At 42.9% G+C, this 19,395-nt stretch carries 15 protein-coding genes; 14 read left to right on the top strand and 1 reads right to left on the bottom strand.

The genetic code is table 11. The annotated features are described in order from the left end of the window. Window positions 1-2 precede the first annotated feature (2 nt). The 4 genes from A5867_RS02655 to A5867_RS02665 all read left to right on the top strand — a co-directional run bounded on the left by A5867_RS02655 (window position 3) and on the right by A5867_RS02665 (window position 4,981). Window positions 3-3,293 carry an amylo-alpha-1,6-glucosidase gene (locus tag A5867_RS02655; protein WP_087626805.1) on the top strand — a complete coding sequence of 1,097 codons (3,291 nt, stop codon included), beginning with the start codon at window positions 3-5 and terminating at the stop codon, window positions 3,291-3,293. A 13-nt stretch (window positions 3,294-3,306) separates the two neighbouring features. Next, window positions 3,307-4,266 (top strand): LacI family DNA-binding transcriptional regulator, encoded by a 960-nt coding sequence (locus A5867_RS02660; protein ID WP_015508838.1) that lies wholly within the window; start codon window positions 3,307-3,309, stop codon window positions 4,264-4,266. Between the two features lie 34 nt (window positions 4,267-4,300). Continuing rightward, window positions 4,301-4,465 (top strand): hypothetical protein, encoded by a 165-nt coding sequence (locus A5867_RS17880; RefSeq protein WP_164890381.1) that lies wholly within the window; start codon window positions 4,301-4,303, stop codon window positions 4,463-4,465. A 258-nt stretch (window positions 4,466-4,723) separates the two neighbouring features. Then, window positions 4,724-4,981 (top strand): hypothetical protein, encoded by a 258-nt coding sequence (locus tag A5867_RS02665; protein WP_008376271.1) that lies wholly within the window; start codon window positions 4,724-4,726, stop codon window positions 4,979-4,981. Between the two features lie 24 nt (window positions 4,982-5,005). Here the strand turns inward: A5867_RS02665 and A5867_RS02670 are convergent, their stop codons facing one another. Beyond that, a complete protein-coding gene (locus A5867_RS02670) occupies window positions 5,006-5,899 on the bottom strand; it encodes a hypothetical protein (RefSeq protein ID WP_086338980.1) in 894 nt (297 codons plus the stop codon). A 497-nt stretch (window positions 5,900-6,396) separates the two neighbouring features. Here A5867_RS02670 and A5867_RS02675 point away from each other — a divergent pair, with 497 nt between their 5' ends. The 10 genes from A5867_RS02675 (at window position 6,397) to A5867_RS02720 (ending at window position 19,189) form a co-directional block, all read left to right on the top strand. Then, window positions 6,397-6,753, top strand: coding sequence for a hypothetical protein (locus A5867_RS02675; RefSeq protein ID WP_140397098.1), 357 nt, complete (start codon window positions 6,397-6,399; stop codon window positions 6,751-6,753). A 1,026-nt stretch (window positions 6,754-7,779) separates the two neighbouring features. Continuing rightward, window positions 7,780-12,648, top strand: coding sequence for a hypothetical protein (locus A5867_RS02680; RefSeq protein WP_249270006.1), 4,869 nt, complete (start codon window positions 7,780-7,782; stop codon window positions 12,646-12,648). Window positions 12,649-12,662: 14 nt separating this feature from the next. Beyond that, window positions 12,663-13,031: an LPXTG cell wall anchor domain-containing protein gene (locus A5867_RS02685; RefSeq protein WP_010748658.1), complete on the top strand. Its 369-nt coding sequence runs from the start codon at window positions 12,663-12,665 to the stop codon at window positions 13,029-13,031. Continuing rightward, on the top strand, window positions 13,000-13,677 hold the full coding sequence (locus tag A5867_RS02690; RefSeq protein WP_087628151.1) for a WxL domain-containing protein: 678 nt from the start codon (window positions 13,000-13,002) through the stop codon (window positions 13,675-13,677). The genes A5867_RS02685 and A5867_RS02690 overlap by 32 nt, the downstream gene beginning before the upstream one ends. 45 nt (window positions 13,678-13,722) lie before the next feature. Further along, the gene (locus tag A5867_RS02695) at window positions 13,723-14,523 is read left to right on the top strand and encodes a WxL domain-containing protein (RefSeq protein ID WP_087626806.1); all 801 of its coding nucleotides are present in this window, start codon (window positions 13,723-13,725) and stop codon (window positions 14,521-14,523) included. 11 nt (window positions 14,524-14,534) lie between these two features. Further along, window positions 14,535-15,275 (top strand): WxL domain-containing protein, encoded by a 741-nt coding sequence (locus tag A5867_RS02700; protein ID WP_060792398.1) that lies wholly within the window; start codon window positions 14,535-14,537, stop codon window positions 15,273-15,275. Window positions 15,276-15,342: 67 nt separating this feature from the next. After that, window positions 15,343-16,425 carry a DUF916 and DUF3324 domain-containing protein gene (locus A5867_RS02705; protein WP_087626807.1) on the top strand — a complete coding sequence of 361 codons (1,083 nt, stop codon included), beginning with the start codon at window positions 15,343-15,345 and terminating at the stop codon, window positions 16,423-16,425. Beyond that, a complete protein-coding gene (locus tag A5867_RS02710) occupies window positions 16,415-17,215 on the top strand; it encodes a class A sortase (protein ID WP_087628152.1) in 801 nt (266 codons plus the stop codon). Before A5867_RS02705 ends, A5867_RS02710 begins: the two co-directional genes overlap by 11 nt. A 44-nt stretch (window positions 17,216-17,259) precedes the next feature. Beyond that, complete coding sequence (locus A5867_RS02715) at window positions 17,260-17,751, top strand: hypothetical protein (RefSeq protein ID WP_015508844.1); 492 nt, start codon at window positions 17,260-17,262, stop codon at window positions 17,749-17,751. Next, complete coding sequence (locus A5867_RS02720) at window positions 17,729-19,189, top strand: helix-turn-helix domain-containing protein (RefSeq protein ID WP_010748665.1); 1,461 nt, start codon at window positions 17,729-17,731, stop codon at window positions 19,187-19,189. The genes A5867_RS02715 and A5867_RS02720 overlap by 23 nt, the downstream gene beginning before the upstream one ends. Window positions 19,190-19,395: the final 206 nt, after the last annotated feature.

The following is a 19,395-nucleotide window of genomic DNA, read 5'->3' on the forward strand; positions in this document are numbered from 1 at the left end:
CTATGACGAAAAAAATAGTGATGAATAACGCAAATACGACCGTGACGTTTTTACCAAACGGTGATTTATATGAGATCCAAAGTCACGGTGTGATGATCAATCAGTTGAACGGAAATGCGCTAGATGGTAGTTTGAATCAAATCTATCTACGTCTGCGTGAGGCGGGGGAGTTGTCCTTTATTCCCTTGATCGGTTCAAATGCTAACAGTGCCTTTGACTACTCAGACAAACAGCTGACTTGGACTGGGACGTACCAGTCCATCGATTACCAAGTTGATTTTCAATTGGCACAAGATTGCTGGTTCTGGCGGGTTCAATTGAGTGGTTCTGGGGAAGCGGAACTAGTTTACGGACAAGATCTTGGTAATGCCGCCAAAGGTGCTGTTCAATCCAATGAAGCCTATGTTTCGCAATATATCGACCATCATGTTAGCCATGATAAGGGGCGCATCGTGCTTTCTTCGCGCCAAAATCAACCACAAAATGGTCAATTTCCATTGGTGGAACAGGGCAGCTTCCAAGCCTTAAAAGGCTTCTCGACGGATGGCTATCAATTTTTCGGTCGCAGCTACAAAGAAACGAATCAACCAGCTGCACTTAGCCAAGAAACGTTAGCTAATGAAGTGTATCAATACGAATTTGCCTATACGGCACTGCAAACGCAATGGTTGGCGGTAAGTGAGACGCCTACGGAAATCGTTTTTTACGCAGCGGTCAAAGCCAATCAAGCGACGGCAGTCAATGAACCGCAGTTTGCACTTGAAACGCTGAAAGAAATGTATCAAGCCTTGTCCTTTGACTCGTTGCAAGCAACGGCGCAGCCACGAAAAAACTTCGGTCGACCGCTCACAGGGCTGACATTTTCCACAGAAGAAATCAACGAGCGGTTCCCGCAGCAAGAAGCAGTGGAAATCGTTGACGAACAGCTTTATTCCTTTTTTACCCCTGACTATCACCATGTCGTGTTGAAGGAAAAAGAAGCACAGATGGAACGCTCCCATGGGCATATTTTGATGAGCGGACAAGAGTTGATCGTCGATCACCCCATTTTGAGCACGACTGTTTACATGACGGGGATGTTTAACTCCCAAATCGTATTAGGCAATACGAACATGAATAAATTGTTGAGTAATAGCCGCAACTCATTGAATCTGTTCAAACGTTCTGGTCAGCGGATCTATCTAAAAGACGGCGATCAATGGCGGATTTTAACGATGCCATCTGCTTTTGAAATGGGCTTGAATTCGGCGACGTGGTACTACAAAACAGCGGATGATGTCATTCAAGTAACGACCTTCACGAAAGCAAACGGACGCACGATCGCAACCACCATCACCAGTGAAGCAGGACGTGCCTACACCTGGGCCATCACTAATCAATTTGTGATGGGGATCGATGAAGCCACACCAACTGCTACTGTTACGAAAGACCAGCAATTGCTCACCATCAAAGGAACAGCGGATTCACCGATTGCGGAAACTTATCCAGAATTGACGTATTATCTCCATGCAGCTCAACCTTTTGAACTGACCGATGAAGCAATCTTCAATGTGGCCGCTGCTGATAGCACGACCGTATTGACCTTTGCAGAACAGCCGACGGTTTCCTTCGTGATCCAAGGCACACTGACTGGTGAACCCTTTGTTTCCGAAACGTTAGATCGCCAGCAAGAAGACACTGCCTATACGGCCTTTGTCGATGATTTGTTGAATCAGTTTGAATTGAAACATTCGCAGGCGGACGTTACATCCTTCAATCACTTGGCACGTTGGTACACCCACAATATGCTTGTTCATTACTTGTCTCCTCATGGTCTTGAACAGTACGGTGGTGCTGCTTGGGGGACTCGAGACGTTTCCCAAGGACCGACTGAGTATTTCTTAGCACTTAATCGTCCTGAAATGGTGGCGTCCATCATCGAGCATTTGTTTGAAAATCAATTTGCAGATGACGGCAACTGGCCACAATGGTTTATGTTTGATCGCTATGAGAAACAAAAAGCCGATGAGAGCCACGGAGATGTGATCGTCTGGCCAATGAAAGTCGTTAGTGACTATCTCGAAAAAACCAAAGATTTCGCGATTTTGGAAAAAGAACTGCCTTATACGGATCGCGCAACCTTCCTGAAAACCAAGACCAAAGCTTCGTTGTTTGATCATTTGAAAAAAGAAGTGGCGTATATCGAAGCGAACTTCTTGGAAGGAACGTACCTGTCTTGTTATGGCGATGGCGATTGGGATGACACCTTGCAGCCAAATAACAGTAAGTTGAAGAAACAAATGGCCAGCAGCTGGACCGTTGCCTTGACCTATGAAGTATTGAAAAAATTAGCCAGCCAGTTGCAGTCATTTGACCCAGAGTATGCCAAACATTTAACAGAACTGTCTAAGGGCATCAAACACGACTTTGAAAAATACATGTTAGCTGATGGCACGTTGCCAGGATTTGTCTATATGGAAGATAGCGAGCACGTGGAACTGATGGTCCATCCGACTGACAAGAAAACTGGTATCCAATACCGCTTGCTGCCGATGCAACAAAGCATGATCGGTGAGCTGTTATCTCCCGAACAAGCCGATCATCATGTGGCGATCATCAAGGAGCATTTGCAATTTCCAGATGGGGTGCGCTTGATGAATCGTCCAGCGACTTATGTGGGTGGTGTCAGCACCAATTTCAAGCGAGCAGAACAAGCAGCCAACTTTGGACGAGAAATCGGTTTGCAGTACGTTCACGCCCACATCCGCTTTACCGAAGCGATGGCGAAATTAGGTCGAGAAGAAGAGACTTGGCAAGCGCTAGGGGTCATCAATCCGATCCAGATCGCTCAACGGGTCGAAAACGCGGAGATCCGTCAAGCAAATGCGTATTTCAGCAGTTCTGATGGCGATTTCAAAACAAGGGTTGAAGCCCAAGAAAATTTTGGTAAACTTAAGGAGGCAGCAGTCGGCGTCAAAGGCGGCTGGCGCATCTATTCTAGTGGACCGGGGATCTATATGAATCAGTTGATCAGCAATGTGTTAGGCATTCGTACCTTTGTTGATCACGTTGAACTTGATCCTGTCTTGCCAGCGGAGCTAGCAGGGTTGACACTGACGTATCGACTCTTTGATCGGCCGGTCGAAATCGTCTATCATTCGGCAAGTACGCCGAAAGTATTAATCAACGGCGAAGAAATGTCCACTGAGTTTGCGGAAAATCGCTACCGTCAAGGTGCGCTTGTCCTGAAGAAAGCAGTACTTTGCGCCAAATTAAACGAAAACCAAACCAATACGATCGATATTTATCGTTAAGAAAGGAGAAGCCATGGTAGGAATCAAAGATATTGCCCAAAAAGCGGGTGTCTCCATATCCACCGTTTCGTATGCATTGAATGGCAGTCCAAAAGTGACCGAGGAAACCCGCGCGCGGATTCAAGCGATCGCAAACGAATTGAACTATGTTCCGAACATGGCTGCTCGCACACTGAAACGCAGACAAACCAACATCATCGGTGTTTATCTCGCCGATTATGCGGGAAGTTTTTATGGGGAATTGCTAGATGGCATCAAGAAAGGGCTGGAACTTTTCGGCTATGAAATGATCGTCTGCAGCGGCAAGAAATCACACTTGTTTATTCCTGAGCGGATGGTGGACGGTGCCATCATTTTGGATTGGACGTTTCCAGCAAAGGAAATCGAGCAATACGCCCAACGAGGGCATCAAATCGTCGTGTTAGACCGCGTCTTGTCTCATGAAAACATCCATCAAGTCTTGTTAGACAATAAAGGAGGGGCTGCGCTGGCGATCGATCGCTTGATCGCTGGACAAAGCCAAAAAGTCTTCCTCTTAGCAGGGCCAGAAAAAGGCTACGACAGTCGGGAGCGCTTGGAAGCCAGCACGAAAGAATTGACGCGCTTTGGTATTCCTTATGAAGTCATTCCTGGTGACTTCACGGAACCTTCTGGTTATCGAGCGGCAAAACAGCTCTTAGCAAATGATCCCCAGTTTCCCATTGATATCTTTGCCTTCAATGATGAAATGGCGATCGGTGTCTACAAATATGTCCGCGAGACCGACTATCGCATCGGAAAAGAGATCCGCATCATCGGGTTTGATAACACGGAATTAGGCGCTTTTGTGCAGCCGCGCTTAGCGACGATCTCCTATTCGAAACATCGATGGGGCATGGTGGCAGCTGAGAAAATCGTACAATCGATCCAAGGGGATCCAGTGGCGGACGAGCATATTTATACCACTTTTGTGGATGGCGGATCATTTATTTAATTGATCCATTAAAGAAAAAAGAGTTGAAAAAGGAATGGTGAAATGGGAAGGATTTTATCTTACAGAACATACCAAAGCAATTGATGGAGAAAGAACTATTGAAAGAAGTAAACCAATTCAAAAGTTCCAGATGGATGTTAATGAGATCGCCGAAACTTTAAATCAGGCAACACTCAAGAACAAATCAGTAGCTATCTAAATTGAAGCGCATGATCGAGATGGGAATTACTTTCCTGATATAGTTGGCCATATTTAGGGGGCATGATGAACTAGAAATATATGTTGGTGGTAATAAGGTTGGCTATGATAAAATTAGGAATATTAAAATAGCCAACATAACCAAGTGGTCGGACAAAAGTAACCTCTTATAAAAAGTACTCACAAATTATTAAATTATATTAGCGATAATTATTTAAAGCTAGCTTTCTGATATAATAGTTTGTAAAGGAGTGCTAAGATGATTAACTTTTTAAAAGGTTTAAAAATAAGAATCCTATATATATATTCAATGATTTCGCTACTTATAGGTGTCTATTTAAGTGTAAATTGGATTCCTGTAAGCGTTGAAGGACTAAGCAAATCCCAAAAACAGGAGCTTTTAAGAGAAGGATCAATCAACTGGGAACTTGGTGTAGTTTTTAAGGTATTAGCCCTGATACTTTTCTTGGGTGCACTAGTAAAATCCATTATATATATCTTAAACAAAAAGAGATAAGCGTAAAGCTCATCTCTTTTTATACTATCTAGAAACTTCGTGGATCACTTCGATTTTATAAGGAATGATAAAGCCTGCTCTTTGCATTGCATAACAATAATTGTTTCCGAATCCCACCTCGAAGTTGCCATCATAACCATTTAGCTCCCATTTGAAATCAAATATATCCGTAACCTTTACTTGAGTCCAATAATTTCCATTGGCTTGTTTCTTATAAGTTACTGTGTAACTAACTCCACGTAACGCTGTGTGAAGTTGGCCGCTTAGAAATGTATAACTTCCTGAGAAAGAACCAGATTTTTTACCTGTAGAAAATGCTTCTTTTTTAAGTCTAGAATAATAAGCGGTCATTAACTCCTCGCCGTCTACAGTCTTTGCCCAGCTATCGTTTTTATTAACATATGTCGAAGGTTTCCATGTTGGATTCCAATAGTAATTCTCAGCAGAAATAATGGCGTGCTTCATATAAGCAGCAGTCTGATTGTGACCTTTTTTCTTAACCATTGATATACCTTTATTGTATGCAGCAATTGCAGCCGCATAAACTGGATTTGCAGGAGTTACCGATGATCTAGCACCTATCTTAGACTTTGGTTCAACATAAAAAGGATCAACTGATTCGGCAACGTCCGCTTTATACTCTTCCAACAATGCATCTTGTTCGGCATCATAGGAATTTAAAACTGTTAAACTCTCATTTAAAGATGCGTTGAACTCTTCAGCACTATCAGAATCTTCAAACATTCTAATTACACCATCAATATACTCTCTATTGGACTCTTCATTGGATATTGCCTCATTAATTAATGATTGATTAGTTTCATCTATCTCAAAACCATTCTCATCTGCATAACCATTTATTTGACCAAAACTTAAAACTGATATACCAAACACTACACTAATTAAAAACTTCTTCATTGTTTTAATCTCCTTTTTCATTATTATTTTACTAACAAAATTAATATAACATACTATAATATATAAAAAGTGTTTTAAGTTATATTTATATCCTAACAATTTTGTAATATGTAGGAAAGGATGTAAAATTGAACAAAGTTGAATACAATAATATGCAAGTAAACCTTCGTTCTTTGCGGCACAAACTTGATTTTCAATGTATAATATTCGTTATACTGTATTATTAAAAAACGAACATAATAGGGTATTTATGAAAAAAGTATAAAAATATTAGGGTTTACTTGTTGGTTATAATTGGATTTGTAGGAGGCTATTTTCTATCTGTAGATCCAGCTAAAGACTTCTATGGTGATTGGTATGGTGTTGCTAACGAGGGGAAGGAGAGTTTTCTTTTAGAATAGATAAAGAAAAAAATAATCGATTATGGAAATGATGATTATAATTCACCTGGTTTTCCTTACACAGTGAAAAAGTCTGGAAATGGATTTTATATTGAAGTGTCTGATGATGAGCTAAAAAATATTTTTCCCGAATTAATAAACTTTAAGTATAAAAACAATATGACATTTTTACTGAATGATGATGAAGAATCAATTGAGTACTTTGTGGCTATAGATGGTTTTTTGAATAATGTAAAACTACATAAAACATCCTTTGAAGATTCGTATAACAAAACCGAAGAGTCAACATCACAAAGTCTAATAGCAAGTGAAACAGAAACTTCTTACAGTTCTTTGCTTAATGAAACTCATTCATCAGAAACGACATCATCAATTGATTCTCCAAAAGTATCAGATCTAAGTGAAAAAATTGATTCATTTATTGCGAATTATACGTCAATTCCACCAGATTAGATTATGGAAAAGGAACTTGATGGAATTACAATAAGAGCAACAAACTTTACTGCAACAAATGAAGCCGAGGCATCATCTATTCAGTATCATTTGCTAATGGAGAGGCAACATCTTGCAACGATGTATACGCACAAGTCATTGGAGAATAATAGCTATTTTCAATAGAGGCTAATATGCAAAAAGATAAATCTGAGCAGGATGAAACTCATTCTAGCTCAGATTTTTTTGAATATTATTTTCCTTGTTTTGTATTCATATTTGTAGAATCATTCATACCACTTATCGTCCTCTTAGTTTGTTTATTTTGTCGTGATTTAATCATATTAGAGAACGATATTTTTTTTTAATACCGAAAATGAAAATGAGGCTGAAGAATCAATTTTGACTCATCAGTCCCATAAATTATAGAGCCTTTCTTGCGGCTTTCTTTTATGGGCTTTTGTCACAGTCTCTTTTTTGCGTTATTTCAAAAATAACTTTACTTATTTTATCAAAATCAGTGATTTATAAAAAAAATAATAATTTTTATTTTGTTATTTTATATGCAATGGAATTTTTAAATAACGTTTTTTATTCATTTTTGATTATAACATTATCATTATCTACAGTCAGAAGATAGGAAGCGTTCTTTTAACTTATTATTTTAGGTCGTTAGAAAAGAGTTTTGTGCCGCTGAATTTTGTCAAATATTCTAACTTTTTATTTATTTTTCTCATCTTAATTTAATTATGAGTGTTGATTTATCCCTCGTTTTTTGTATGATTTATGAAAGAGAAAAGCAGTTTTTTGAAAAGAATCGATGATTCATCCTGATAATTTGCGCTTTTTTTCAATCGATGAGTCACAGATAGCTCTAAGATGTGGAAGTTACAAAAATCAGAATTATGAAAAATCAATTATAATCATAATTTTGAATGGAAGAAAAAAAGAATTATAATTCTCTTTCGCCAACTCGCTAAACTAAGAGTTGTAACACAGGGCGTGCACTGCGCGATACGTTTATTTTTTTAAGATAGGAGGGATAAAGTGAAACGGTTTTTAACAACTTTACTTGTTTTTCTACTAACATCAGGTCCGTGTTTTTCATATGCAATGGTAGTGGCACAAGCCGAAAGTGTTACAAAAACAAGTGAAGAACAAAGTATGTCTTCTTCTGACCCTGTCGTTTCATCGATCGACAGTCTGGAAGAGACGAACGAAACTGAAGTGCAAGCATCTAGTGAACCTGCTTCGACAGATTCGTCTACAGGAGCCACTGACACAGCTTCATCTGAAACAGAAGCTTCATCGGAAGCTGCAGAAGAAGTACAGGTGACCTTTCTGACAGACACGGAGCATCTATTTGCTACCGGGGAAACCCGCACTCAGATCAGCAAAAACAAAGGGGAAGCACTAAAAGAAAGTGAGTTGCCAGTTTTTGAAGATGATACTGCTTTTGAAGGCTGGTCGTTAGATGGCACGGTCTATACAAGTCAAGCGTTGACCGAATTGATTCTCACGGAGAACCAAACCTTAACTGCTGTTTTTAAACCGACGGTTAAGGCAAGAGCGGCGGACATCTCGTTGGCAGAGCAATCGATCAAAGAGATCATTGCAGAAGCCGATAAAACGAAAGTGATCGCTGTACCAAGCCCAGCTGGAGATGGATCAGCATATGCGGAATACACCAATAGTGCTGAAGGCATTCGTCAAGCGTTGTTTGATATGTATCAAAACGGCAATGGCCAAGAATTTGCTTTGTATGTTGGCTCGGGTGGATCGCTATCACTGCCAACGAATCTGACTTCAAAGACGATTCCAGCCACAGTCGATAATACCAACATGACTTTTTATGCGCTACAAGGAAAAGTCAGCCGCTTGATCATCACAGGGCATAGTGATGATCCCATCACCGATGCAACAACGTTGACCACTGGGAGTCGCACGGTTGCACTTGGCACGGACATTTACTTCGGTTCTGATGTAGTGATTCGAAACCTCAACTATAGTGGTACGAGGATGTACATGAATGGGTATAGCCTTTCATTGAACGGTGGGTCCACCGGGAACGGTCTTGCGATTTATGGGGGAAGCAACAATGGCGACCTTTCGGGAAACCCAACGATCACATTGAATGCGACAGGTTCAGGAACTTGGAATATTTATGGGGGGAATCAAAACGGTGGTACATTGACCGGGAATACAGCGATTGTCGTAAATAATACAGTAGGTAATATCAGTACGATCGCTGGAGGTGCCAATATCGGTACGATTGATGGGAATACCAGTGTCACGATCAATCGTTTGAATGGGACCTTAAGTAATTATTATGGCGGTGGTTTTGGAACAAATGCTTCCAATACAGCCAATGTGACAGGCAATGTTGAAACGACGATTCAAACCACCAATGCAAGCTTCCGTTTAAGTACTTTTGCTGGTGGCGTTCAATATGGCAACATCAATGGAACGATCCGCAGTACGATCTCGGGTGCAGGCGGTTGGTCAGGGATATCCAATCGGTTTGTAGGCGGTTCATTTTATGGCAACATCGGCTCTGACCGTTCTAAGGATGCCATCGTGACCAACCTTGATGCCAGCAGCTATTCCACTGGACGAAGTGAATTTGAAGGTGGCAATCGGAATACTGGTACCATCACAGGAAACATCGTCAACACCGTGAAAGCGGGACCGAGTGCCAGCGTCGGCGGAATTGGTGATTTTAACGGCGGTGGGGGAAACAACGTTAGTACCTTGACTCAAAGTTCAATGGGGGCTTCGAATACGACGACGTATGACAATTATACTCCTGAGCAACGAGCAGCACTGGCAGAAGCAGCGGCAAGTTTTAAAGTTTATGGCGATATCACTTCTCATCTAGTCAGCGGTTCCTTTTCAAACGGTGCGATTTATTCGACGGCAGCTGGTCGAGGCGGCTATGTTGAGGGAAATACGACGATTGAAGTTGGTACGATCACTTCGGATGGTAGTCCTGGGGGAGATGGGATTGCTTACACAGGAACCAGACCGACAAATCTAGATTACTCAACGAGCAATAAAACGAGAGGCTATTCATCTGGATGGGATATCGTTGGTGGCGGCGGTTATCCAGGAACAGCTTGGGATATCTATATTAAAGGGAATACCAAAACGATCTTGAATAACACGGTTGCTCGCTGGACCTACGGTGGTTCCTTCTCAGGTGTCATTGAGGGAAATTCTTCCAATACTTTGAACTCTGGGATCGTCGATACGCTAGAAGGAACAGGCTATACTGGACGCCGTGTTTACGGAGATGGACGAACGACAGTAAATAATGGGCAAGTAGACTGGTTTTTATCTGGTGGCGGCTGGGATGACTTATTAGTGACCGGCAATGTCGCAGTAACGGTTTATGATGGGGTGATCAATGCCTCACTCGGTGCCTCTTATGGTGTCGCTTCTTCCCACACCATTAACGGAAACTCAGATAATCGAGTGTTTGGCGGAAACTTCTCAGGTACTCCGCGTACAGGGTCTAATGGTTTTTCAGGCGGTGTTACGAACAATGGACGGTTATTAGGAAATGCCAGTTTGACATTGGATTTGAGAAATTACGATGGTGAGTTTGCCCTTCCTTCTGGAACGAACATCTCAGGCGGTAATCCGTTTAACAGTACAAATATCGTTGGGACCGACAGCTCCAATACGATTACATTGAACATTTACACAAAGCCGGGGTCAGATGCGCTGAATGGGGCAACGATCTATGGTGATGGCGGACGGACTGCTAGCAATACGAGAAGCGGCAAAATTTATATGAATATCCAGGCGGAAGGATCAAGTATCGGGAATTTATACACCACGTATTATTCCAATATTTCTTCCAATCAAATTTTAAGAGATGTCGAGATGCGACTTCAAGGAGCCAAAAGTATCAATGGGATCTCAGGCGGAAACGCGTCAGATAACTTTACGAACACGATCGTAGCCAACAGCAGTAATCAAGTGAAGATGAACTTTGGTGAAAATGTCGATGGGACAGCTTCTTATCAAACCGACCCGATCGCTGTGACAGGTCTGGGGATCGTCAACTTTACCGAATTGAATGTGACAAACGGCATCAAGCTGATGGCCAATGGGGGAGACATCAAAAATGGCCGTTCAGCGACTGCTGCCAATCACGCAACGACCTATCATCAGTTCGGTGACATCCATCTTTCCAAGGATGCTGGTATCGGGATTTCTTCCGCAACGAATTTGATTTCAGGAGCGAAGTTAACGGTAGAAGACAAAGGGACGATCGAGTCGCCGCCGGGAACGGGGCGAATCAATCTTTCAGATTTCGCTACACCAGATACGGACAAAGATCACTTAACGTGGCTGAAAACGACGACCAATGATGCAGGTTCTCGAGTCAACAGTCAAGGAACGTGGTTTGGTGCGGTTAGTGCCTATCAAGTACTGACCATAAATCCAACTGCTGCTAATGCTGCAGCAATCACGCCAATCAATTTCAGCGGGATCGAAAAAGCGACTGGGAAAACCTTCATCGGGGATAACGATGTGACCAATGCAGCCAACGGGTACGGTATTGCAATACCAGGTTCGATCATTGACTACGAAGTCGAAACACCCGGAGTCGCGAATGGGATCGGTGCCATTAGTCACAATGTAACGGCAGTCAAAGAGAACAATACGCCGTTGACTTTGCAAGCATGGGGAACTGAGCAGGCGGGGACACAGGTGCAAAAAGGGCGATTATTGATTCCCTACACGGTAACGGAATTGCCAACATTGACGTTCACACCAGAAACCCAAACGTCCGGTTCATGGGTCTATGCGGGTCAAATCAAATCCAGCAAGCTGGATAGCACGGAGCAGCAGTTGACGGAACAACCAGATTCAGAGCCAGTTGATTGGACGAGTCCTGATGGGGAGTATAGTTACGATATCAGTGTCCGCTACTCAAATAAGGCGGAAGTCCAAGCCCGCAATGTGATCCTTACAGAGCAAGAGGCACAATCGCTGACAAAAGAACAAGCCGTGACTTATCTCGAAGCCAGCGGGCGTCCTTTCTTTAAGGATACGCTGACAGATGAGGTCTTAGCTGCGATTCAAGAACCGTTAGAAACAGCGGTCTACCGCAAACAAGCGGTCACTTTTTCTGTAGGGGAAAACGATCAGAATCAGGCAGAAACTACCGTGAATCTGGTGGTGGTCAAAAATGAAAGTGTCATTTCTGCTGATCGGCAATTTGCCGTCTATGCAAAAGATGTCCGTTTGACCTTACCAGAAGCAACGGCGCTGACAGATGAAGCCGCTTTGGCAGACTATACCCAAGCAACCACGATTTTTGCAGATAATCGGGCAAATGTACCACCGACTGTCGATCCGCAAGCTTTTGCCGCGATCCAGCAAGCAACGGAAGCTGAGCTGTTGAAAAATGTGTCAACGGCTTACCATTATGAAGCAGGCAGTCAACGGGCAGAAAAAGTCGTCAATGTCGCAGTTGCCGGCGAGCTTATTTTAAGCAGTGTGCCAACAGACTTTGATTTTGGGCAGCAGAAAGTTGCTACAGAAACACAAGATTATTGGCCAACGATCACAGGCGAGCTAGCGGTGAAAGATACGAGAGGATCCGAACGAAGTCCATGGCGCTTGACGGTCAAAGAGCAACAGCCATTAACGGATGGAACAGATCAATTAACCGATGTCTTCCGCTTTGTGACAAACGGTCAAGAACAGATGATAACTAGTGGGGAAATGATCATCGAGGAAACGGAATTGACAGAAAATGGCACCTACGTCGTGAATCAGCACTGGGGCGAAAGTCAGAATGAAGGAATCAAGCTTACCGTTCCAGTCGAACAGCAAAAAGTCGGGGACTATCAAGGAACCTTGAGCTGGCAGCTAGTTTCGGCACCTGGCAACCCATAAAGGCAGGAAAATAAATGAAAAAAATCATGATCGGTATTATTGCTGGCTGTCTATTAATGTTTCCTCAGCTCGTTTCAGCAGCCGAAGCAGGTGCCTATGACAGCAATGGCATTACTTCCTTTTTCGGTGTCTATGAAGAACCAGTTGAGGAGCCAGAAGAGCCCGTAAAAGAACAGCCAGGGAATAAACAAGTAAATCAAAAAGGCAACAACATTCTGCCGGCAACAGGGTCGGATCACTTTAATAGCTATCAAAGCAGTGGTCTTGTCGTTTTGTTGGCAGCAGGAATCATTTTAATCAAAAGGAGAACAAAAAATGAAAAAACTTTTCTTGACGGCAGGCATTCTATTGATGAGCACTGCTCTGTTACCAACAACCGTTGATGCCGCTGAATACACCTCAAATGGAGCAATCACTTTTGAAGCGGACCCGAATCCAACCAATCCAGTTGATCCGACCGATCCAGAAAAACCAGTGGATCCCGTCGATCCAACCGATCCAGATGGACCAAACCCTGGAACGCCTGGACCATTATCGATCGATTTTGCTTCAAGCTTTCAATTTGGCAACCAATTGATCACTTCCGAAACAAAAGATTATTACGCACAGCTGCAAGAGTTCACAGCTGGCGCTGCTGGACCAAACTATGTGCAAGTAACAGATAAACGAGGAACGCAAGAAGGCTGGTCATTGAGTGTTGTGCAAAACGGACAATTCAAAACGGCTGATGACGAAGAGCTAGTCGGCGCTTCATTATCGATCGCCTCAGGTGCAGCAACTTCAGTCACCGATATGCAGTATGCACCAACGGTTACGGCAAGTCATACCTTTGTACCCGATAGTGAAATCACATTGGTCAACGCACCTGTCGGAAAAGGAATGGGGACTTGGATCTACAAGTTTGGGAACGATGCAACGGAAGGGTCAACGGCAGTAAAATTAAATGTACCAGGCAGTTCCGTAAAATTAGCCAAAGAGTATCGGACGACATTGACTTGGAATTTAAAGAATGTCCCTGAAAGCAATTAAAATCACTGATTTTCAGTAAAACAGATAAAGGAGTGTCAAATAGAAATGAAAAAAACAGCATGGGTCTTTTTAAGTCTTGCCGTATTGGCAGCAGCGAGTGCAGCAACTGAGGTTTCAGCAGCTGAAGCGGCTTCTTACACCTCAAATGGGGCGGTTGATTTTATTCCAAATACCGATCCGACGAACCCAGTCAATCCAGAAAATCCAGATCCAGAAAACCCAGTCAATCCTGTGGATCCAACCGATCCAGATGGACCAAACCCAGGAACAAATGGACCATTATCGATCGATTATGCCTCTAGCTTAGATTTTGGTGTCAATAAAATCTCCAATAAAAATGAAGTCTATTATGCACGAGCACAAGGGTATTTGAATGACGATGACACAGCTTCTACATTAAAAACTGCCAATTATGTTCAAGTAACGGATAATCGCGGTAGTAATGCTGGTTGGCGGTTGTCTGTGAAGCAAAATGGGCAATTCAAAAACGAATCGACGTTGAATCAAGAATTGACTGGTTCTGTCATTACCCTAACAAGTCCTGCTGTTAAATCAAATGCGATCGGCGTTACTGCTCCAGTGGCAGAAGCGACGATCACATTGGATGCAGCAGGTGCTGAATCAGTGGTGATGACCGCAGCAAATCAAACGGGGGCTGGAACATGGGTCAACGCTTGGGGAAGCGTTGAGACGGTCACTGAAATAGATAAGGATGGCCAAGAAGTACAAGCAGATGTTACCAAAGCAGTCGCACTTTCTGTACCCGGCAGCACACCAAAAGATGCCGTTAGCTACGCGACTACACTAACTTGGGTATTATCAGATACACCAGGAACGGAAGGATAAGGAGTATAGACATGAAAAAAACACTAGCATTTCTCTCAGTATTAGGGCTAAGCTTCGCTGCTCCTGTGCTGGCACAAGCAGCGGACAGCGCAGAATACAATTCAAACGGACAGATCACTTTTGAACCAAATACAGACCCAACCAATCCAATCAGTCCAACAGACCCAGATCCAGAAAATCCGATCAAACCAGTTGACCCAACGGACCCAGATGGACCAAATCCAGGAACCAACGGACCGTTATCGATTGATTTTGCTTCAAGCCTTTACTTTGGCACGCAAAAAATCACCTCAAAAACAGAGATCTACCATGCGGAAACCCAAAAATACGTAGATTCAGCAAATGTGAATCAAGAAGGACCAAATTTTGTCCAAGTGACAGACAATCGGGGAACAGAGAGCGGTTGGACATTGAATGTTCGCCAAAATGGTCAGTTCAAAACAGCAGAAGATCAAGAATTGACCGCCGCGCAAATTCGTTTGACGAAGGGAACTGTAGTAACACCTTCCTTGTCACCAAAACCATCAAATGTGAGTTCAACGATCACATTGAATCCAAATGGTGCCCAATCCTTAGTGATGAGTGCCCAAGATGGCGAAGGGGCAGGGACCTATCTAATGAGCTGGGGCGATAGTTTAGCTGCAGCTATGGATAGCATTGAGTTGGAAGTTCCAGGCTCAACGACAAAATATGCCAGCCAATACAACACCACGTTTACTTGGTTACTGACAGACACACCAACAAACCCATAAGTACCAGCTTTCTCCTTGAACCCTTTCGTGGTTTAAGGAGAATACATAGAAAGAAGGGACATCCATCATGAAAAAAATCAACCAGCTTTTGGCGCTCCTATTCGCAAGTATTTTCTTTTTTGTACCAACGATAGGAACCGCTTCTGAATTTAACTTTGCCGTCAATCCCGTAATTCCAGAAAATCAAATCGATAAAGAAAAAACTTATTTTGACTTGAAAATGGCGCCGGGTGCGGTACAAACCGTTGAAGTCCAATTGCGTAATGACACCGATCAAGAGGTCGTCATCGCACCAGTGATCGCTTCAGCTACCACAAACTTAAACGGAGTCGTGGAATATGGCGAAAACGACATCGAAGCGGACGAAACCTTGCCTTATGATATGGCTGATTTGATTGAAGTGGATGAAGAGATCACGATCCCCAAACAATCCCAAATCACCTTACCCTTAAAGATCACCATGCCTTCAGAATCCTTTGAAGGGGTCATCGCAGGCGGATTGACCTTAAAAGAGACGACAGAGGAAAACGATACTGCTGACAGTGAAGAAGAGCAAGGGTTAGCTATCAAGAATGAGTATGCCTATGTCGTTGCGATTTTACTGCGACAAAACACAACAGAAGTTTCACCGGATCTAAAACTGCTGGATGTTGGACCAGGTCAAGTCAACGCCCGAAATACTATCAATGTCACCCTTCAAAATCCTGAAGCAGCTTACTTGAATTCATTACGCCTGATCAATGAAGTGAAGAAAAAAGGTGATAGCGACGTCTTGTATTCTTCGGATACCTCACGAATGCAAATGGCACCTAATTCCAACTTCTCGTACCCAATCTCTTTAGAAGGACAACGTTTAGAAGCAGGGACCTACGTGTTGACTTCCGTTGCCTATGGTGGAAAAAGCGATGAAGGGCAATACAAAATTGAAAATGAAGAAGGCGAAGAAGAAAGCTATCTCTATAAATGGACCTTTGAAAAAGAATTTACAGTGACGGGAGAGGTCGCACGTGATCTTAATAAGAAAGATGTGACGATCGAAACAGATTACACATGGCTTTATTTCTTGATCGGCGGACTGTTGCTACTACTCGCCTTGCTGCTGCTTTTATGGTACCGACGAAAGAAAAAAAATGAAACGGATGAAGCGTGAGCACCTTGAGAAATACTTGATCGATGGGTTGATCATCGTAGGTATTCTTTTGCTGGCACTGCCTTTTCTCAAAGAAAGCATCGTCAGTTGGCAATTACGCACCACGCAATTGACGATAGCCACGCAGCTGCCGGCAACGATCCCAGAAGAAGAAACGATCCAAATGCCAGCTCTGTCAGATGTATTGGCGCCTCAGCCGACAACGATCACTGGGTACGGCTTTGTCGCAATCGAGGCGATCGATTTCCAGCAGCCGCTGTTGGTGGGACTAACGAATCAACAGCTGCTGAGAGGCGGCGTCGTGATGTTTCCCGAACGTTCGTTGAAAAATAGCAATTTTGTCGTTTTAGGGCATCATCTTGGCAGACAAAGTTTGTTATTTGGTCAGTTGCTAGAAGCACAGGTGGGGATGGAAGTATCAGTGACCTATCTCGAGGAGAGCCAACAGTATATCATCACGGATAAAAAAATCGTAGACGAGTCGGACTTGTCGGTGCTAGAGGAAGAACAGACACCAAAATTGACCTTGATCACTTGCCCTACGCCTACTCGAACAGAAGAACGGTACGTGCTGACAGCAATTCCTGTTGAGCAGGCAACTGCCGATCACCCACAAAAACCAGCGGCGACAATCAGCACGCCGAAAGCAGAAAAAGTGATGGTTGAAAAACAAGAAACGGTATGGAAACAACAATCAATGAAAAATTGGTTTCTTTTATTTGTTATTTTATTTATAATTAGTGGATGTCTGCTGGGCGCCCATAAGTTGTTGGACCGTTCAGCGTCGTAGAAACATCATCAGAAGATGCGCTGATGATAAGGAGGGTGAATAAAATGAAACGCAGATTTGGCTTTGTCATTGGTGCGTGCATGATTATCGGAATGATCGATCTTGTTACAGAACAAGTCGTTTTTGCGACCATTTATAATCCGCTGGACCCCTCAGAAGAAATCGTCCCCACGGACCCACCAGAAGAAATACCAGAAAAAGTGGAGGAACCGCCAACTGAAATGGAAGAATCCAAAGAACAACCCGCGCCTGAACCAGAAACCGTTCCGAAAAAAGAGCCGGAGCGATCCTCACTGTCAGAAAGCAGTTTTTTGGAAAAGCAAAAACATTTTGCCCAACGAGTCATGCTGGAGGATGTCTTTGCGCCGGATCGTTTGAACGTCGATCTAGCACTGCCAGGAAATAATACAGATGGTGATGGCGATGATAAGCCTTCTTATCTTGCCAGCTTGTGCTACTTATTTTCAGGAAACGTCCTTTATGGCCAAAAAAACAATGGAGGCTTGAAAACGCATGTTTGTGACATTTTTGAATAAGGCGGACAAACGAAAACTGGTGATGCTGCAATATTTGGAAAACGCAGTCGCTCTTTCGGAAACGAAGGAAACATTGATGGATCAATTGACCATGTCGGAATTTTTGATCAACAAAACCGTTCAAGAATTGAATCTTGATTTTTATGAACTCGGATTGAACGAGGAATTTGAGATCGTGACCGATGGGACGGTCATTAAACTGAATGCCTCGGGTCTGGCAACTTCCGATACACTGCTGACCTATTATTTGGATCAAGCGTTGAAATTTTCCATGTTGAAAGAATGTTTTTTTGAGCAATTGTCTTCTTTATACGAATTTGCCACCAATCACTATTTAAGCCATAATCCCGTCTATAAAGAATTTAAACAGTTCAAACTGATCTTGAAAGAATATGATATTGAAGTGACGAAAGAATTTCAGCTGGTTGGGGAGGAAAGTGAGATCAGGGAATTTATTTTCCTCTTTTTTATGAAGGAATACTATCTGAATCATTCCCCTTTTCCAAAAGAAATCTTGGAGAAAGAAAAGACCTTTGATCGTTTTAATGAAAGCACCTGGCTTAAACCAGAACAGTCTGCTCGCATGCGGATTCGCAAGAAACATTATCTAGGAATCGTTTTGGCACGGATGACGAATGGTCATTACCTGCAAAACAGCGTGGAAAATGATTTAGTCTTGCCCAAACATCTCGTGATCATTGAGGAATTGAAACGCTGGCTGCAGGAGATTTTGACGATCACCGATCAAGAAGTGCTAGAGCGTGAAGCTCGAGATATTTTGCGCTTTTTGATCGTTGAGGGCTGGCTGATCGACAACAATAGCTACATCGATCAAGAACAAACCTATATCCAACAATTAAACGAGCATTTTATTCAAGCCGTCCAACAGCAGTTTTCCTTAACCGCAGATACGTTGGCACTTCTTCATGCTGAAACGACAACGATCCATTATCAGCTTTTGTCGTTTTCCTTTAGTTCTCGCTATGAATACCAATATATGGATGTGACGTATTTTCTTGAAACCTATCCAGAATATGCTGCCTTTTGCCGTAACTATCTGGAAGAAAGCCGCAACCGGCCGATCTTATGGAACAATAAAGAGTTTTTGTTTTTCAGGTATCTGATTCTGTTGATTTCCACGATTCCGCTAAAAGAGATTTTGGTTCCCTTGTATGTCTGCGTGGACTTTTCATTTGGCGATTCCTACAATCAGATGATCCAAAAGAATATCGAAAAAATCCTCGATTTGAATGTCCAATTCCAAAGTTACCCAGATGATCATACGCATCTGATTCTTTCAAACTTACCCTTTTATGGTGCATTGGGGATCGACCATATCTTATGGCTGGCACCACCTAGACCCATCGACTGGGCCAATTTCACTGAAAAAGTCAGTGTGATTCGAAGAGAACAGTTTCAAACCAAAATGGCACAATGAGCAACCTGCCGTTTAACTATCGAAAGCAACGTCTGCCTCAAATGGAGGCAGGCGTTTTTTGTAGAAACCTGTCCTATTTAAAAAGCGCCCAGGAATCTATTGCTCTGATGAAGGTTTCGGGGAAGGTCTGTGAAAAAGGACCATTTGATAGGATTTTTTTTTGCAGGAAAATTTGGTATGATAGAAAGAGAAGAAAAAGAGGTGCC

Origin of the sequence: Enterococcus sp. 6D12_DIV0197 (assembly GCF_002174385.1) — a bacterium.
In the GTDB taxonomy this organism is placed as follows: Bacteria; Bacillota; Bacilli; order Lactobacillales; family Enterococcaceae; genus Enterococcus_D; species Enterococcus_D casseliflavus.

What these genes read in the sequence shown, in the direction of transcription:
- A5867_RS02655 (WP_087626805.1), top strand. Translation starts at nt 3, where the DNA reads ATGACGAAAAAAATAGTGATGAATAACGCAAATACGACCGTGACGTTT.
- A5867_RS02660 (WP_015508838.1), top strand. Translation starts at nt 3,307, where the DNA reads ATGGTAGGAATCAAAGATATTGCCCAAAAAGCGGGTGTCTCCATATCC.
- A5867_RS17880 (WP_164890381.1), top strand. Translation starts at nt 4,301, where the DNA reads ATGGTGAAATGGGAAGGATTTTATCTTACAGAACATACCAAAGCAATT.
- A5867_RS02665 (WP_008376271.1), top strand. Translation starts at nt 4,724, where the DNA reads ATGATTAACTTTTTAAAAGGTTTAAAAATAAGAATCCTATATATATAT.
- A5867_RS02670 (WP_086338980.1), bottom strand. Translation starts at nt 5,899, where the DNA reads ATGAAGAAGTTTTTAATTAGTGTAGTGTTTGGTATATCAGTTTTAAGT.
- A5867_RS02685 (WP_010748658.1), top strand. Translation starts at nt 12,663, where the DNA reads ATGAAAAAAATCATGATCGGTATTATTGCTGGCTGTCTATTAATGTTT.
- A5867_RS02690 (WP_087628151.1), top strand. Translation starts at nt 13,000, where the DNA reads ATGAGCACTGCTCTGTTACCAACAACCGTTGATGCCGCTGAATACACC.
- A5867_RS02695 (WP_087626806.1), top strand. Translation starts at nt 13,723, where the DNA reads ATGAAAAAAACAGCATGGGTCTTTTTAAGTCTTGCCGTATTGGCAGCA.
- A5867_RS02700 (WP_060792398.1), top strand. Translation starts at nt 14,535, where the DNA reads ATGAAAAAAACACTAGCATTTCTCTCAGTATTAGGGCTAAGCTTCGCT.
- A5867_RS02705 (WP_087626807.1), top strand. Translation starts at nt 15,343, where the DNA reads ATGAAAAAAATCAACCAGCTTTTGGCGCTCCTATTCGCAAGTATTTTC.
- A5867_RS02710 (WP_087628152.1), top strand. Translation starts at nt 16,415, where the DNA reads ATGAAGCGTGAGCACCTTGAGAAATACTTGATCGATGGGTTGATCATC.
- A5867_RS02715 (WP_015508844.1), top strand. Translation starts at nt 17,260, where the DNA reads ATGAAACGCAGATTTGGCTTTGTCATTGGTGCGTGCATGATTATCGGA.
- A5867_RS02720 (WP_010748665.1), top strand. Translation starts at nt 17,729, where the DNA reads ATGTTTGTGACATTTTTGAATAAGGCGGACAAACGAAAACTGGTGATG.